Raw genomic sequence first — 15480 nt, 5'->3', positions numbered from 1 at the left:
AACCCACACGCATGAAGATCACCGAGGTGCGCCTGGGGCGGGTCCGGGTGCCGCTGAAAACGCCGTTCAAGACCGCGCTGCGTACCGTCGACATGGTCGAGGACATCATCGTCTCGATCCACACCGACAGCGGTCACGTGGGCTACGGCGAGGCCGCGCCCACGGCGGTGATCACCGGCGACACCCACGGCTCGATCATCGAGGCGATCGGGCGGATCATCGCGCCGCGGCTGATCGGCGAGGACGTGGCCAACCTCAACCGCATCGTGCGCCTGGTGCAGACGGCGCTGGAGCGCAACACGAGCGCCAAGGCCGCGGTCGAGATCGCGGTGTACGACCTGTGGGGCCAACTGCACGGCGCGCCGCTGTATCGCATGCTTGGCGGCGGCGAACCGGTGATCACCACCGACATCACCATCAGCGTCGACCATATCGACAAGATGGTGTCGGATTCGCTGTCGGCGGTGGCGCGTGGCTTCGAGTCCCTCAAGATCAAGGTTGGCAAGGACATCGGACTGGACGTGGAGCGGGTCAAGGCGATCCACGCCGCGGTCGAAGGCCGCGCCCTGCTCCGCCTCGATGCCAACCAGGGCTGGAGCGCCAAGCAGGCCGTGCAGGCGATGCATGCGCTCGAGGACGCGGGCGTGCACATGGAGCTGCTCGAGCAGCCGGTGCGCGCGCGCGACATCGCCGGGCTCAAGTACGTCAGCGACCGGATCAGGACGCCGGTGATGGCCGACGAGAGTGTGTTCGGGCCGCTGGAGGTGATCGAGCTGATCGAACAGCGCGCCGCGGACATCATCAACATCAAGCTGATGAAGACCGGCGGCATCTCCAACGCGATCCGCATTGCCGACATCGCCGCGCTGTACGGGGTGGAGTGCATGATCGGCTGCATGATCGAAACCAGCATCAGCGTGGCCGCGGCCGTGCACCTGGCGATCGCCAAGTCCGACGTGATCACCAAGGTCGACCTCGATGGCCCTTCGCTGTGCGCATTCGACCCGGTCGACGGCGGGGTCAGCTTCAACGAATCCGAGATCTCGGTGTCCGAAGCGCCGGGCCTGGGCATCCGCGCGATCCGTGGCTACCAGCCGATCGTCAGCTGAGCCGATGCAGCCGCTGCTGATCATCCGCTCCGAGCGGGGACAGATGTCGGCGATCGAGCGCCGCATCGCCGACTTCATCCTCGACAACGCTCAGCTGTTGCGCGACTACTCGTCCCAGCAGCTGGCCAATGCGCTCGGCATCAGCCAGTCGAGCGTGGTCAAGTTCAGTCAGAAGCTTGGCTTCAAGGGCTATCCGGACCTGAAGTATTCGATTGGCGAGGCGGTTGCGCGCGCCGGTGAAAGCGTCGAGCCGGAGAGCCCGTTCCGCACCGGCGATGGGCAGGACACGTTCGCGCGCACGCTGTGGCAGGCCAAGTCGCGCGCCGAGGAGGAAACGCGGCTGCTCAACCCGCCCGATCGCCTCGAAGCCCTGGCCGGCATGGTGCGCGACGCGGACAAGACCTTCGTGGTCGGGATCGGCGAGGACAGCGTGATGGCGCGCGCCTTCGCCATCCGGCTGTCGCTGCTGGGCTTCCTTGCGATTCACCATTTCGATCCGGTGCTGGTGCCGGCCGAGGTGTCGAGCTCGCGCCGTGACGACGTGCTGCTGCTGTTCTCCGAACGCGGCGAGGCCGCAACGCTGTCCCGGCTGGCGCGCGTGTTCCGCACGCGCGGTGGCAAGGTGGTCTCGGTGACCCGCCACACCGCCAACGGGCTGCGCGCCCACGCCGACCTGGCGCTGCTGGTCTCGGCCTACGACGAGGCGCGGCACGTCGAACCCCTGCTCTACCAGGCCGCCCTGCAGCAGTTGCTGGACCTGGTGTTCCTGCGGCTGTGCGATGACGAATCACGGCGGCGACGCCTAGACGATTACCGGGAACACGTGCGCTCGCTGCTGGACGGATGAGTGTCTGCACGATGACCTGCTTCCGCACCGCCCGGGATCCAGTCGGGCGCACCTCCCCCGCAACGACGACGATCATGGGTCGCCGCCCACGCCGGCCCGCGACCCGATCCCGCAAGCGCGACTGGCCGGTTCGTGATATCCAGTCTGCCGCCGCAACCCCTCCACCAGGACCGCCATGACCAAAGCCACCCCCGGCGCGCGCCCTCGCCTGTCCACGCCCGCCCGGGTTCTGATCGCGCTGCTGCTCGGCGCCGCCGTCGGCTTGCCGCTGGCTGCATTCGACCCGGCCCAGGCCGCGCAGGTGGCCGATGCGGTGCAGCCGATCGGCAGGCTCTGGCTCAATGCGCTGCAGATGACCGTGGTGCCGCTGGTTGCCGCGCTGGTGGTGGTGGGCATCAACTCGGCGGCCGATGCGGCTGCATCCGGGCGCACGGCGCGTACGGCGATCGTGGTGTTCCTGGTGTTGCTGGCGCTGGCGGGTGCGTTCGCCGCGGTTGCCGCGCCGGCGTTCCTGTCGATGGTGCCCCGCGACGAGGCGCTCATCGCCACCTTTCGCGCCGCGATCGATGCGCCCGAGAACCTGCCCGTCGCGCCCGGCTTCGGCGCCTGGCTGACCAACATCATTCCCAGCAATGCGATCGCCGCCGCGGCCAACAGCGCCATGCTGCCGCTGGTGGTGTTCGCGATGTTCTTCGGCTTCGGCCTCACCCGGATCGATCCGGATCGCCGGGTGCGCATGCTCGAGCTGGTGCGCACCCTCGGCGACACCATGCTCGTGGTGGTGCGCTGGGTGCTGTGGGCCGCGCCGGTCGGCGTGTTCGCACTGGTGTTGGCGGTGTGCGCGCGGGTCGGCCTCGACATGCTCAGCGCGCTGGGCTACTACATCCTCACCCAGTGCGCGCTCTATATCGCGATCACCTTGCTGCTTTACGTGGTCGCGGTTGTCGCGGCAGGCGAGCGCCCTGCCCGCTTCGCCAAGGCGCTGCTGCCGGTGCAGGCGATCGCGGCCAGTACGCAGTCCTCATTGGCCTCGCTGCCGGTGATGATCGAAACCGCGCGCATGCGCCTGGGCTATCCGCTGGCGGTCACCTCGCTGGTGCTGCCGATGGCGGTATCGCTGTTCCGCATCGCCAGCCCGCCGCAGTACATCGTGGTCGCCTGCTTCATTGCATGGCTGTATGGCATCGATCTCACCGCGCTGCAGCTCGGCACCGCGGTGGGGTTGAGCATCGTGGTGAGCATGGGCTCGGTCGGCCTGCCCGGGCAGGTGAGCTTCATGACCAACAACATGCCGATTACCCAGTCGCTGGGCCTGCCGATCGAGCCGCTGGGCGTGCTGCTGGCGGTGGACACGATCCCGGACGTGTTTGCCACGGTGGCCAACACCTCGGCCGACGTCACCGCGACCGCGATCGTGGTCAAGCAAGCGGGGCATGCGGGCGAGATCGACGACGTGGTTTGAGCTCCGCCGGCGACGCCCTGCCCAACTAGGTCAGCTTGCTCCGCCGCATTTCCAGGGTACGTTCGGGCGGCGCGAAGGAATCGGCCCGCGCATTCGACCAGAACGCGCGGAACACTGCGTGCTCAGGCACGTGCTCGAGCAGTTCGCCCGGGTCCAGGAAACGGTACAGCGCCGACAGCGAGCGCACCTCGGTGGGCGAGACGCGGCGCAGGATGTGTTCCGGGCCGAGCTGGGAGGGGTGCTCCAGCCCGGCCGCACCCAGCATGTCGCGCAGTGCGCGCAGGGTGTTCTGGTGGAAGTTGGCCACGCGCGTGGCCTTGTCCTCGACGTCGAGCGCGCGCCAGCGCGACGGATTCTGGGTCGCCACGCCGGTCGGGCACAGGTCGTTGTGGCAGCTGCGTGCCTGGATGCAGCCCAGCGCGAACATGAAGCCGCGCCCGGCGTTGCACCAGTCCGCGCCCATGGCCACGGTGCGGGCGATGTCGAAGGCGCTGGCGATGCGGCCGGCGGCGGCGATCTTCATCCGGTCGCGCAGGCCGATCCCGACCAGGGTGTTGTGCACCAGCATCAGCCCTTCGTGCATTGGCACGCCGACATGGTTGATGAACTCCAGCGGCGAGGCGCCGGTGCCGCCCTCGGCGCCGTCGACGACGATGAAGTCCGGCGTGATGCCCGTTTCCAGCATCGCCTTGGCGACGCCGAACCACTCCCAGGGATGGCCGATCGCGAGCTTGAAGCCGGTCGGCTTGCCGCCCGACAGTTCACGCAGCCGCGCCACGAACGCGAGCAGCCCCGCAGGCGTGGAAAACTCCGAATGCGACGCCGGCGATATGCAGTCCACGCCCGCCGGCACGCCGCGTGCGATCGCGATCTCGGCGGTCACCTTGGCCGCCGGCAACATGCCGCCGTGCCCGGGCTTGGCGCCCTGGGAGAGCTTGAGTTCGATCATCCTTACCTGCGGGTCGCGCGCGTTCGCGGCGAAGCGCTCCTCGCTGAAGCGCCCTGCCTGGTCGCGGCAGCCGAAGTAGCCCGATCCGATTTCCCAGACCAGGTCGCCACCGCGTTCGCGGTGGTAGGACGAGATCGAACCTTCGCCGGTGTCGTGGTAGAAATTCCCGCGCCGGGCACCTTCGTTGAGCGCGCGGATCGCGTTGGCCGACAGCGAGCCGAAGCTCATCGCCGAAATGTTGAACACGCTCGCGTCGTAGGGCGTGGACTGCGCGCCGCCCACCAGCACCCGGAAGTCGTGCGACTCGGCGTGGGCGGGAGCCAGCGAGTGGTTGATCCACTCGTAGCTGACGTCGTAGGGGTCGTGCTCGCTGCCGAACGGCACGGTGTCGCGTTCGTTCTTGGCGCGCTGGTAGACCAGAGCACGCTTCTCGCGCGAAAACGGCACCTCGGCCAGGTCGTCCTCGATGAAGTACTGGCGGATCTCCGGCCGGATCGACTCCAAGCCATAGCGGAAGTGCGCGATCACCGGGTACAGACGGCGCAGCGTCGTGCGCGTCTGCAGCACGTCGACCAGGCCCAGCAGCGCCAGCGCGCCGGACGATGCCGCCAGCCACCACCATGCCGGAGACCACGCGAGCGCCAGCACGATTCCGGTCAGCGCAAGGGCGATGGAGGCGAACCAGACGGTACGGCGATTGAACATTGGCAGCGGGGCGACGCGCGGGATGGCGCGAGGCCATGATCACATAGGTGGGTGATGCGGGCGTCCGTGCTGCGCAACGATTGCAGGAGCGGCCTGTAGGAGCGGCTTCAGCCGCGATGGCACGCCAGGCCGCGTCACGGCCGATTTTGCAATCGCGGCTGAAGCCGCTCCTACAGGGGCGCGGGAGGATGAGGTGGTGCCCGAGGCCGGGCTCGAACCGGCATGACCGCGAGGTCGAGGGATTTTCGTACCACTTCGACTTTCGCCGCCGGCCGAAGCCGTTCGTGGTCTGGAGCACGCCTTCACCGTGGCGCAGTGCGCTGTAGGTGCCCGCCGTCTGCTCTCTACACCTTCCTTCCGCGAACGGAAGGCTTGGCTCGGCGTTGGCGCGGACCGGGGTCCAGGGCGTTCACCGACTTTGACGGGTGCCACCTCCGGCGTTTCCACCGGAGGGCTCAATTGTTCAAGTCCCTTGTGTCTACCGATTTCACCACTCGGGCGTGGCCGGCGGTCGCGTCACGCTCCCTGTGCGGGAGATGGAGGCCTGGGTCGGAATTGAACCGGCGTACGCGGATTTGCAGTCCGCTGCATAACCACTCTGCCACCAGGCCGGTGACGCTCGCCGCGAGCAACGATACACGCTCGCGGCGCTGATAAACAAAACCCCGGCGGTGCCGGGGCCTGCTTGAAACTGGAGCGGGAAACGAGACTCGAACTCGCGACCTCAACCTTGGCAAGGTTGCGCTCTACCAACTGAGCTATTCCCGCGTTGAGCCGCGCATTTTACCTGGTGGCCGTGGCGTGTCAACAGCCGAGTCCTCTGCAGCGCGCAGGACCGGCCAGGCCGCAAGCAGATAGGCCACTCCGGACCACAGGGTGAGCAAGGCCGCCGCGCCCAGCAGCCAGTCGCCGATGTGGAACACCGGCACGCCCATCCAGATGTCGGTGCCCGGCTGCAGCGGGTGGCGCGGGTTGATCGAGTACAGCAGGCACGACAGCGCGACCATCTGCGCGATGGTCTTGATCTTGCCGATCGCGGCCACCTTCACCGTCGCCCGCTGGCCCAGTTCGGCCATCCATTCGCGCAGCGCCGACACCGCGATCTCGCGGCCCACGATCACAGCCGCCCAGAACGCCATCCACGGCGTGGGATGGCCCTGCACGATCAGGAACAGCGCCACCGCCACCATCAGCTTGTCGGCGACCGGGTCGAGGAACGCGCCGAACGCGGAGTACTGGTTGTAGCGGCGCGCGATCCAGCCGTCCAGCCAGTCCGTGACCGCGGCCAGGATGAAGACGAAGGCGGACGCGAAGTTGGTCCACTGCGAAGGCATGTAGAACACGGCGACCAGCACCGGGATCAGCACGATCCGCAGCAGGGTCAGCCGGGTGGGGACGGTCAGCTTCATTTCGACGAGGGGGGTGGGCCGGGGGGAGCGGCATCCTGCAGGCCGTGCAGGGTCGCATAGATTCGCCCGGCCAGCGCCGCGTTCACGCCCTCGACCCGGGCGATCTCCTCGATCCCCGCGGCCTTCAGCCCGCCCAGTCCGCCGAAATGCTTGAGCAGGCTGGCGCGCCGGCGCGGCCCGATGCCCGGGATGTCTTCCAGCCTGCTGACGCTGCGCGCCTTCTGGCGACGGCCGCGGTGGCCGGTGATGGCAAAACGATGGGCTTCGTCGCGGACCTGCTGGATCAGCTGCAGGCCGGGCGAATCGGCGCCGGGGCGCAGCTCGCGGCCGTCGGGCAGGAGCAGGCGCTCGTGGCCGGCGCGACGTTCCTCGCCCTTGGCCACGCCGACGATGATCACGCCGGGGCTGCCCGGGCGGGTGGAAGCCTCGATACCCAGCGAGGCCAGCACGCCGCGGGCCTGCGCGACCTGCCCTGCCCCGCCGTCGATCAGCAGCAGGTCGGGGAGGATGCCGGCGGGTTTGGGTTCGCGTGGTGGTCGGGACGGTGCGTCCGGGGGCTGCGGGGATTGCCCGCTGTGCCCGGACTGATGGGGCGGGGGCGGCTGCGCGGGAGATTCCTCCCTGCGGTCGGAATGACAAGCGGATTCGCGATCGGAATGCGAGTCGGATTCGCGATCGGAAAGAGAGTCGGATTCGCGATCGGAATGAACGTCGGATTCGCTGCTTGAAGGGAGTTCGGGAGGAGGCGCCGGCGCCGGCTCGCGCGCTTCCGCCGCGCGGCGGAAGCGGCGCGTCAGCGCCTGCTGCATGGCGGCGTAGTCGTCGCCCGGCTCGATGCCGGCGATGTTGTAGCGGCGGTACTGGCTGCGCACCGCGCCTTCGGTATCGAACACCACGCACGAAGCAACGGTCGCCTCGCCCATGGTGTGGCTGATGTCGAAGCATTCGATGCGCGTCGGCGCCCGCTCCAGGCCCAGCAGTTCGCACAGCGAATCGATTCGCGCCTGCTGCGCGGCGCGGCTGCCCAGTTCGGTCGCGAGCGACAGCTCCGCGTTGCGCCGTGCCAGGTCGACGTAGCCCGCGCGTTCGCCGCGCACGCTGTGGCGGATCTGCACCTTGTGGCCGGTGGCGGCGGTGAGCGCCTGCTCCAGCAGTTCGGTGTCCTCGATCGCGCGGTCGAGCACGATCTCGCGCGGGGCCGGCTGCTCGCCGTAGTACTGCGAGACGAAGGCGGCCAACACTTCGGCCGGGTTGTCGCTGCCGTTGGTCTTGGGGAAGAACGCGCGCGTGCCGAGGTTGCGGCCGTCGCGGAACGCCAGCAGCAGCACGCAGGCATGGGTACCCTGCATCGCGACCGCCAGCACGTCGAGCTCGGCGGCGCGGCCGTCGACGTACTGGCGCGCCTGCAGCGTGCGCACGTTGGCCACCAGGTCGCGCAGGCGCGCGGCCTCTTCGAAATCCAGCCGCGCACTGGCCGCCTCCATCGCCTCGCCCAGCTCGCGCGTGAGCTCGTCGCTGCGGCCTTCGAGGAACAGCGTGGCGCGGCGCACCGCGTCGGCGTACTCGCGCGCCGGCACCAGGCCCACGCAGGGCGCGGTGCAGCGGCCGATCTGGTGCTGCAGGCAGGGCCGCGAGCGGTTGCGGAACACGCTGTCCTCGCAGCTGCGCAGCTTGAACAGCTTGTGCATCATGTTCAGCGTTTCGCGCACCGCGGTGACGCCGGGGTACGGGCCGAAATAACGGCCGGGCACGCTGCGCGGGCCGCGATGCAGGGCCAGCCGTGGCCAGGGCTCCTGGGTCACCAGCACGTACGGATAGCTCTTGTCGTCGCGCAGCAGCACGTTGTAGCGCGGCCGCAGCGACTTGATCAGCTGGTTCTCCAGCAGCAGCGCCTCGCCCTCGGTGCGCGTGACCGTGACTTCCATGCGCGCGGTCTGCGACAGCATCGCGACGGTGCGCGCGGGCTTGGGCACGTTGCTGAAGTAGCTGGCCACGCGCTTGCGCAGCGCGCCGGCCTTGCCGATGTAGAGCGCAGCGCCGTCGGCGGCGATCATGCGATACACGCCGGGCGCGGTGCTCAGGCCGCGGGCGAAGGCCTTGCCGTCGAAGGGGACGTCGTCGGGCGCGCTGCCGGTACAGCGAACGGATGCTTCGCCGGTCATTCGCCTATCGGCACGTGGCGCAGCGTGCCGTTGCGCGGGTCGAACCGGAGCACCGCATGGGCGTCGGTGTCGGCGATCCAGATCGCGCCGTTGCCCACCGCCAGCCCGGTCGAGCCGTGCAGGCGCTGCGGCAGATCGATGGTCGACAGCTGGCCGCCGCCCAGGCGCAGGCAGCGCAAGGCATCGTTGCCACCATCGGCGATCCACAGCACCGGCAGCTCGGGATCGAGCGCGAGCGCCTGCGGCTGCTGCAGGCGGGCGTCGGTACGGGCGCCGTCGGCGTCGCCGAACTGCCACTGGTCCTGGCCGACCAGGGTCGAGACCGCGCCGGTGCGGACGTTGACGCTGCGGATCGCCGACCCGGCCGCGTCGCAGACATACAGCGCCTGCTGCACGGCGGCCAGCGCCACCGGCTCGGCGAACGAGGCGCCCACGCCGGTGCCGTCGGTGACGGCCAAGCGCCCGGAGCCAGCCAACAGCTGGATGCCGGGCGAGCCCAGGTCGAACTTCCAGATGCGGTTGTCGCCGGTGGTGGCGATGAACAGCGAACTGCCGCTCAGCGCGACCGCGCGCGGCTGGTCAAGCGCGATCGAGCGCGGATCTGCGACGGGGCCTTCGCGCGGAGTGCCGGAACGACCGGCGCCGCAGATGGTGTCGATGTCGCCGCTGCGCAGCTCGACGCGGCGGATCGCGTGGTTGCCGGTGTCGGCCACGTACAGGGTGTCGCGCCACAGGCACATGCCGTGCGGGCGGTTGAATGCGGCCAGCTCCATCGGGCCGTCGATGAAGCCCGGGCCGCCGCTGCCGAACTGGCGCAGCACCCGTCCGGCCTGGTCGCACTCGAGCACGCGGTGGTGCTCGCAGTCGGCGACGTACAGGTAGTTGCCGGAGACGACCAGCCCGGTCGGGAAGCGCAGCGGCAGCGGCGGTTCGCCGCCGCGCCGCATCTCGATGGGATCGGCGCTGGGCAGGGTCGGCACCAGTTCGGCGGCCAGTTCGGCCACCCGTGCATCGAGTTCCCGGATCGGGCCGTCGCCGACGATGCGGTCGCGGATCCGGCCTTCGCCGTCGATCAGCACCACGGTCGGCCAGGCCTCGATGCCGTAGTGCTGCCACAGCGTCCAGTCCGGGTCATGCCCGATCGGGAAGTCGTAGCGCTGGCGATTCAGGCGCTTGGCGATGCGCCGCGCGTCGCGCTCGCTGTCGAAGCGCGGTACGTGCACCGCCACCACGTTGACCCGGTCGCCGTGGCGCGCGCGCAGCCGCGCCAGGTCGGCCAGCCGCTGCTGGCACCAGGCCGAGCCGGCGTTGACGAACGCCAGCGCACAGACCTTGCCGCGCAGCTGTGCCATGCGCAGCGGCGTCAGCAGGTTGAGCCATTCGACGCCGGGCGGGAACTCAGGGGCGGTGTTCGCGTCCATGTCGGGCGATTATGCGTCAATCCGCGCGGTGCGGCCCGCCAGTCGCGTGACGATGGCGCGCGCGGCGGCGTCGACCAGGGTCCACGCGTGCTCGAACTCCTCCGGGCCGCCCGTGTACGGATCCGGCACTTCGGCGCCCTGCCCCAGCCCGGCCCATTCCAGCAGCAGCGCGCTGCGCGCGGTGGCGCCGGCGGGCGCGCGTTCGCGCACGTCGGCCAGGTTGCTGCGATCCGCGCACAGTAGCCAGTCGAACTCGTGGTAGTCGGCGCTGCGCAGCTGGCGCGCGCGCAGGCTGGTCAGGTCCACGCCGTGGCGCGCGGCGTTGGCGATGGTGCGGTGGTCGGGCGGCTTGCCGGCGTGCCAGTCGCCGGTGCCGGCCGAGTCGAGTTCGACCCGGTGCCCCAGTCGCGCTTCATCGAGCCGCTGGCGCAGCACGCCCTCGGCCAGCGGCGAGCGGCAGATGTTGCCCAGGCAGACGACCAGCAGGCGCAGCGGCTCAGCCACGGGCAGCCTCCAGGATCGTCTCGGCGCGGGCCAGGTCTTCGGGCGTATCCACGCCCTGCGGGAACGGTTCGGGCGCGAGCGCCACCGCGATCGGCAAGCCCGCCTCGAGCACCCTCAATTGCTCCAGCGCCTCGATCCGCTCCAGCCGCCCCGGCGGCATCTTCGAAAACCGGCGCAGGAAGCCGGCGCGGTAGGCGTAGATGCCGATATGCCGCAGCCACTCCCCGGCCACCGTGATCTCGCCCTCGCGCGAGAACGCGTCGCGATGCCAGGGGATCGGCGCGCGACTGAAATACAGCGCATGGCCGGTGTCGGCGACCACCACCTTGACCGTGTTGGGGTCGAACAACACCGGCGGTTCGGTGATGGGTTCGGCCAATGTGGCCATGTCGGCGCGGCCGTCGGCAAGCAGTGCGGCCACCCGGCGGATGCCGGCGGCCGGCGCGAAGGGTTCGTCGCCCTGCAGGTTGACCACGATGGTGTCGTCGTCCCAGCCGGCGATGTCGGCGCATTCGGCCAGGCGGTCGGCGCCGGACTGGTGGTCGGTGCGGGTCATCGCCACCTGCACGCCGCTGCCTTCCAGCGCGCGGGCGATGCGTTCGTCGTCGGCAGCGACCCAGACTTCGCGTGCGCCGGCGGCGAGCGCGCGCCGGGCCACGTGCAGGATCAGAGGCTCGCCCCCCAGCAGCCGCAGCGGCTTGCCGGGCAGCCGCGTGGCGTCGTGGCGGGCGGGAATGGCGACAACAAAATCGGGCAGGTGCATGTGGTCATTCTACTTGGAGCGGCTTCGCCACCACTCCCGGCCTCGCCATCCAACCCCAGCCTCGCCATCCACCCCGGCCTCGCCATCCACCCCGCCTGTCATTTCGACCGGAGGGAGAAATCTGCCCTTCGGCGCCGGGCAGGAGATTTCTCCCTTCGGTCGAAATGACATGGATGGTTGGCGCGCCCTGTCGGGAGGGAAATTTCAGGAATGACCGCCGACGCCCTCCCGCCTTGGTCCCAGCCGGCCCAGCAGCGCGACCCAGAACGCCTCGGGCAGTTGCGCATCGATGCCTACGCTGGACCAGCGCTCGCCCGCGAACGGCGCGCACTTGACCGCGTCCTTCTCGGTCAGCAGCACCGGCAGGTCGCTGCCGAAGCGCAGGTCGTCGGCGACATAGCGGTGGTGGTCGGGGAATGCGTGCGGGACGACGGCGATGCCCTGGCCGCGCAGCATCGAGAAAAAGCGCTCCGGGTCGCCGATGCCCGCCACCGCGTGCACGCGCTGGCCGGCGAAGAACGCCAGCGGCCGCGGCCTGCCGCCGGCCATCGGGCGTGCGTCGCCAGACTCCAGCCACATCGGCCACTCGCCGAAGCCGGCGGCGAGGTCCGGGTCGCTGCCGACATTGAGCACCCGGAACTGGCAGTCGGCGCCGCGCTCGGGCGGTTCGCGCAGGGGGCCGGCAGGCAGCAGGCGGCCATTGCCGTAGCGGCGGCGGCCGTCAATCACTTCGATTTCGAGATCGCGGGCGAGGCGGTAGTGCTGCAGGCCGTCGTCGCAGACCACGATGTCGCAGCCTTCGGCGACCAGCGCACGCGCGGCGGCCACACGGTCGGCGTCGACCCGCACGCGCACGCCGGTGCGGGCGGCGATCAGCACCGGTTCGTCACCGCCCACGGCCGGATCGGTGCCGGCATCGACCCAGGCCGGCTTGCCCGCGTCGCTGCGGCCATAGCCGCGGCTGGCCACGCCGGGCGTCCAGCCGGCGGCGAGCAGGCGTTCGACCAGGGCGATGGTCAGCGGCGTCTTGCCGCTGCCGCCGGCGACGATGTTGCCGACCACCACCACCGGGCGTCCGGGATGCCGGGCGCGCAGCAGGCCGCGGCGATACAGGCCGCGGCGCACGCCGGCGACCGCGCCGTAGAGGCCGGCCAGCAGGCGTGCATGCACCGGCACCGCCGCATTGGCGTACCAGTACGCCGGCACCTCGCGCCTGCCCCGGCTCACGCTTCGTTGCCCTCGCGGAACTGCATCCGGTGCAGGTGCGCGTACAGGCCGCCCTGTGCCAGCAGCTCGGTGTGCGTGCCCCGCTCCACCAGTTGGCCCTGGTCGAGCACCAGCACCTGGTCGGCGTGTTCGATGGTCGAGAGCCGGTGGGCGATGACCAGGGTGGTGCGGTCGGGCATCAGCCGGGTCAGCGCCTCCTGCACCAGCCGTTCGGATTCGGTGTCGAGCGCGGCCGTGGCTTCGTCGAGGATCAGCAGCGGCGCATCGCGCAGGATTGCGCGCGCGATCGCCAGGCGCTGGCGCTGGCCGCCCGACAACATCGAACCGTTCTCGCCGATCGGCGTGTCCATGTCCTGCGGCAGGCGTTCGATGAACTCCCAGGCGTTGGCCGCCTCGGCCGCGGCGCGCAATGCCTCGGGCGTCGCCTCCGCCGCGTAGGCGATGTTGGCCGCCACGCTGTCGTCGAACAGCATCACCCGCTGGCCGACCAGCGCGATCTGGCGGCGCAGGTCGGACAGGCGGTAGTGGTCCAGCGGCACGCCGTCGAGTGTGATCGAGCCCGAGCTCGGCTCGTAGAAGCGCGGCACCAGCCGCACCAGGCTGGTCTTGCCGCTGCCGGATCGGCCGACGATCGCAGTCACGGTGCCGGGCATGGCGGTGAAGCTGATGCCCTCCAGCGCGTGGCGCACCTCGTCGCGCTGGTAGCGCAGCGAGACGTTGTGGAACACCAGCTCGCCGCGTGCGCGCCCCAGCGGCACGCTGCCGGCGTCGCGCTCCTCGTCCGAGTCGAGCACGCCGAACAGGCGCTCGGCCGCAGCGACACCGCGCCCGATCACGCTCTGCACGTTGGTGATCCGGCGCAGCGAGGGAATGATGCCCATCATCGCGGTCATCAGCTGCACGAACTCGCCCGGGTTGAGGCGGCCCTCGAGGGCCTCGTGTATCGACACCCAGACGATCGCGGCCAGCGCCAGCGCGGCGAGGATCTGGACCAGCGCCGAGGACAGCGCGCGCGTGGTCTCGACCTTCATGTTCAGCCGCAGGATGCGGTTGGCGAAGGCCGAATAGCGGCTGCGCTCGAAGGCCTGCGCGCCGTACACCTTGACGTCCTGCTGCGCGGCCAGCGACTGCTCGGCGCTGGCGGCCAGTGCGCCCATGCCGTCCTGGATGCCGCGACTGATGCGGCGGTAGCGCCCGCCCACGTACCAGACCAGCACGCCGATCAGCGGCGCGATCACGATCATCGCCAGGGTGACCTTGACGCTGGTGTAGAGCATCAGCCCGAACAGGAAGAGCACCGTCAGGCCATCGGTGAGGATCGCCTTGAGCGCATCAGAGCTGGCCTGGGTGACCTGCTCGGTGTCGAAGTTGAGGCGGCTGACCATCGCCGGCACCGACTCGGTGTCGAAGCGCGTGCTGGGCAGGCGCAGGTACTTGCCCAGCACCAGCTCGCGCAGGTCGCGCACCACGCTGCGGCCCACGCGCGCCATGCCGTAGTCGGTGGCGAATGTGGCCAGGCCGCGCATCACGAACAGGCCGATGATCGCCAGCGGCAGCACTACGGCCATGCCGGGCTTCGGATCGACGAAGCCGTCGTTGGTCAGCGGCTCCATCAGCCACACGAACGCGGCGCCGGCCAGCGCTTCGATGATCATCGCCGCCATTGCCACGAGCAGGAACGGCCAGTACACCCAGGCATGGCCCAGCAGGCGCCGGTAGACGGGCCAGGCGCCCGGCGGAGCAGCGGTCTCGCTGGAAGGATCGCTCATTGCGGCATCACTGCGCCGGCGCCGCCTGCTCGGGCGCGGTCGCATTGGCGATGCGGGTGAAGCCGAGCTGGCCCAGCGCGTCGTAGGCGGTCACCACCGCCTGCCACGGCGTGCGCGCGTCGGCGCGCAGCAGTACGGTGCGCTCGCGGTCGTCGCCGGCCACTTCGACGATGGTGCGCTTGAGCGACTCCACGTCGGTGCGCAGCGCCTCGCGGTCGCCGACGAAGTAGCGGCCGTCGGCATTGATCAGCAGGCTCAGCGAATCGGATTGCGTGTTCGTCTGGCCGTCGGCACGCGGCAGCTCGAGCTTGAGCACCGAACGCGCGTCGAAGGTGGTGGTGATCACGAAGAAGATGATCAGCACCAGGATCACGTCGATCAGCGGCACCAGGTTGATCTCTGGCACGTCTTCGGCCCGGCGGTCGCGGATCCGCATGGTCAGGCCCTAGCCCTGCACCGGCTGCGCGCCGGGCTGGCCTTCCGCCTGCGGGTACGCGGCCAGGGCGGCGGCGGCGGCGCGCGCACGCGGGTCGATCACGTCCATCAGCTGGATCGCCTCGTGCTCCATGTCGACGATGTAGCCGTCGATGCGTGCGCGGAACCAGCGGTGGAAGATCAGCGCCGGCACCGCCACGACCATGCCGGCCGCCGCGCACACCAGCGCCTTGCCGATGCCGCCGGCGAGCTGGGCGACATCGCCCACGCCGTGGTCCATCACCCCCAGGAACATCTGGATCATGCCGACCACGGTGCCGAACAGGCCCAGCAGCGGACCGGCACCGGCGATCGTGCCCAGCGCGTTGAGGAAGCGTTCCATGCGGTGGGCGATGTGGCGGCCGACGTCCTCCACCCGCTCGCGGATCTCCTCGCGCGGGCGATGGCGGACCTCGAGCGCGGACGCCAGCAGCGCGCCCAGCGGCGAGTTGTTGCGCAGCGATTCGATGTGGACGGGGTCGAGTTTGCCGCGTGCGGCCCAGGTCCGCACTTCCTGCCCCAGCCCGGGCGGCAGCACCGCGCTGCGCCGCAGCGCCCAAAACCGTTCGACGATGATCGCCAGGCCGACCGCCGAGAGCAGCAGCAGCGGCAGCATCGGCCAACCGCCGGCCATCACCAGTTCAAGCACGCTATTCCTCCGGCCCGAAGGCCCGCCCCG

At 70.1% G+C, this 15480-nt stretch carries 13 protein-coding genes and 2 tRNA genes; 3 read left to right on the top strand and 12 right to left on the bottom strand.

Annotated elements, in window-relative coordinates:
* Positions 1 to 11 precede the first annotated feature (11 nt).
* The 3 genes from ACW5EG_RS07970 (at position 12) to ACW5EG_RS07960 (ending at position 3418) form a co-directional block, all read left to right on the top strand.
* Positions 12 to 1109, top strand: coding sequence for a dipeptide epimerase (locus ACW5EG_RS07970; RefSeq protein ID WP_457018258.1), 1098 nt, complete (start codon positions 12 to 14; stop codon positions 1107 to 1109).
* A 4-nt stretch (positions 1110 to 1113) separates the two neighbouring features.
* The gene (locus tag ACW5EG_RS07965; RefSeq protein WP_457018257.1) at positions 1114 to 1956 is read left to right on the top strand and encodes a MurR/RpiR family transcriptional regulator; all 843 of its coding nucleotides are present in this window, start codon (positions 1114 to 1116) and stop codon (positions 1954 to 1956) included.
* Positions 1957 to 2131: 175 nt separating this feature from the next.
* A complete protein-coding gene (locus ACW5EG_RS07960) occupies positions 2132 to 3418 on the top strand; it encodes a dicarboxylate/amino acid:cation symporter (protein ID WP_457021223.1) in 1287 nt (428 codons plus the stop codon).
* A gap of 25 nt (positions 3419 to 3443) precedes the next feature.
* Here ACW5EG_RS07960 and ACW5EG_RS07955 read toward each other — a convergent pair whose 3' ends face one another.
* From ACW5EG_RS07955 to ACW5EG_RS07900, 12 genes are all read right to left on the bottom strand, one after another.
* On the bottom strand, positions 3444 to 5072 hold the full coding sequence (locus tag ACW5EG_RS07955; protein ID WP_457021222.1) for an FMN-binding glutamate synthase family protein: 1629 nt from the start codon (positions 5070 to 5072) through the stop codon (positions 3444 to 3446).
* A gap of 537 nt (positions 5073 to 5609) precedes the next feature.
* Positions 5610 to 5683, bottom strand: a tRNA-Cys gene (locus ACW5EG_RS07950).
* 81 nt (positions 5684 to 5764) lie between these two features.
* A tRNA-Gly gene (locus ACW5EG_RS07945) sits at positions 5765 to 5840 on the bottom strand.
* Positions 5831 to 6481 (bottom strand): CDP-diacylglycerol--glycerol-3-phosphate 3-phosphatidyltransferase, encoded by a 651-nt coding sequence (pgsA, locus tag ACW5EG_RS07940; RefSeq protein WP_457018254.1) that lies wholly within the window; start codon positions 6479 to 6481, stop codon positions 5831 to 5833. Before pgsA ends, ACW5EG_RS07945 begins: the two co-directional genes overlap by 10 nt.
* Positions 6478 to 8643: an excinuclease ABC subunit UvrC gene (gene uvrC, locus ACW5EG_RS07935; protein WP_457018253.1), complete on the bottom strand. Its 2166-nt coding sequence runs from the start codon at positions 8641 to 8643 to the stop codon at positions 6478 to 6480. Before uvrC ends, pgsA begins: the two co-directional genes overlap by 4 nt.
* Positions 8640 to 10064 (bottom strand): thioredoxin-like domain-containing protein, encoded by a 1425-nt coding sequence (locus ACW5EG_RS07930; RefSeq protein WP_457018252.1) that lies wholly within the window; start codon positions 10062 to 10064, stop codon positions 8640 to 8642. The genes uvrC and ACW5EG_RS07930 overlap by 4 nt, the downstream gene beginning before the upstream one ends.
* A 9-nt stretch (positions 10065 to 10073) precedes the next feature.
* A complete protein-coding gene (locus ACW5EG_RS07925) occupies positions 10074 to 10556 on the bottom strand; it encodes a low molecular weight protein-tyrosine-phosphatase (RefSeq protein ID WP_457018435.1) in 483 nt (160 codons plus the stop codon).
* 4 nt (positions 10557 to 10560) lie between these two features.
* Positions 10561 to 11331, bottom strand: a complete 771-nt coding sequence (kdsB, locus tag ACW5EG_RS07920) for a 3-deoxy-manno-octulosonate cytidylyltransferase (protein ID WP_457018251.1) — start codon at positions 11329 to 11331, stop codon at positions 10561 to 10563.
* A 204-nt stretch (positions 11332 to 11535) separates the two neighbouring features.
* Positions 11536 to 12558, bottom strand: coding sequence for a tetraacyldisaccharide 4'-kinase (gene lpxK / locus ACW5EG_RS07915; protein WP_457018250.1), 1023 nt, complete (start codon positions 12556 to 12558; stop codon positions 11536 to 11538).
* Positions 12555 to 14327 (bottom strand): lipid A export permease/ATP-binding protein MsbA, encoded by a 1773-nt coding sequence (gene msbA / locus ACW5EG_RS07910; protein ID WP_457018249.1) that lies wholly within the window; start codon positions 14325 to 14327, stop codon positions 12555 to 12557. The genes lpxK and msbA overlap by 4 nt, the downstream gene beginning before the upstream one ends.
* 7 nt (positions 14328 to 14334) lie before the next feature.
* Positions 14335 to 14763: an ExbD/TolR family protein gene (locus ACW5EG_RS07905; RefSeq protein WP_457018248.1), complete on the bottom strand. Its 429-nt coding sequence runs from the start codon at positions 14761 to 14763 to the stop codon at positions 14335 to 14337.
* A 9-nt stretch (positions 14764 to 14772) separates the two neighbouring features.
* The gene (locus ACW5EG_RS07900; protein WP_457018247.1) at positions 14773 to 15450 is read right to left on the bottom strand and encodes a MotA/TolQ/ExbB proton channel family protein; all 678 of its coding nucleotides are present in this window, start codon (positions 15448 to 15450) and stop codon (positions 14773 to 14775) included.
* Positions 15451 to 15480: the final 30 nt, after the last annotated feature.

This window comes from Luteimonas sp. A611, assembly GCF_054072715.1.
The sequence above is the reverse complement of the archived record's forward strand: the minus strand, read 5'-3'. Positions and strand labels throughout refer to the sequence as shown.

What these genes read in the sequence shown, in the direction of transcription:
- ACW5EG_RS07970 (WP_457018258.1), top strand. Translation starts at nt 12, where the DNA reads ATGAAGATCACCGAGGTGCGCCTGGGGCGGGTCCGGGTGCCGCTGAAA.
- ACW5EG_RS07965 (WP_457018257.1), top strand. Translation starts at nt 1,114, where the DNA reads ATGCAGCCGCTGCTGATCATCCGCTCCGAGCGGGGACAGATGTCGGCG.
- ACW5EG_RS07960 (WP_457021223.1), top strand. Translation starts at nt 2,132, where the DNA reads ATGACCAAAGCCACCCCCGGCGCGCGCCCTCGCCTGTCCACGCCCGCC.
- ACW5EG_RS07955 (WP_457021222.1), bottom strand. Translation starts at nt 5,072, where the DNA reads ATGTTCAATCGCCGTACCGTCTGGTTCGCCTCCATCGCCCTTGCGCTG.
- pgsA (WP_457018254.1), bottom strand. Translation starts at nt 6,481, where the DNA reads ATGAAGCTGACCGTCCCCACCCGGCTGACCCTGCTGCGGATCGTGCTG.
- uvrC (WP_457018253.1), bottom strand. Translation starts at nt 8,643, where the DNA reads ATGACCGGCGAAGCATCCGTTCGCTGTACCGGCAGCGCGCCCGACGAC.
- ACW5EG_RS07930 (WP_457018252.1), bottom strand. Translation starts at nt 10,064, where the DNA reads ATGGACGCGAACACCGCCCCTGAGTTCCCGCCCGGCGTCGAATGGCTC.
- kdsB (WP_457018251.1), bottom strand. Translation starts at nt 11,331, where the DNA reads ATGCACCTGCCCGATTTTGTTGTCGCCATTCCCGCCCGCCACGACGCC.
- msbA (WP_457018249.1), bottom strand. Translation starts at nt 14,327, where the DNA reads ATGAGCGATCCTTCCAGCGAGACCGCTGCTCCGCCGGGCGCCTGGCCC.
- ACW5EG_RS07905 (WP_457018248.1), bottom strand. Translation starts at nt 14,763, where the DNA reads ATGCGGATCCGCGACCGCCGGGCCGAAGACGTGCCAGAGATCAACCTG.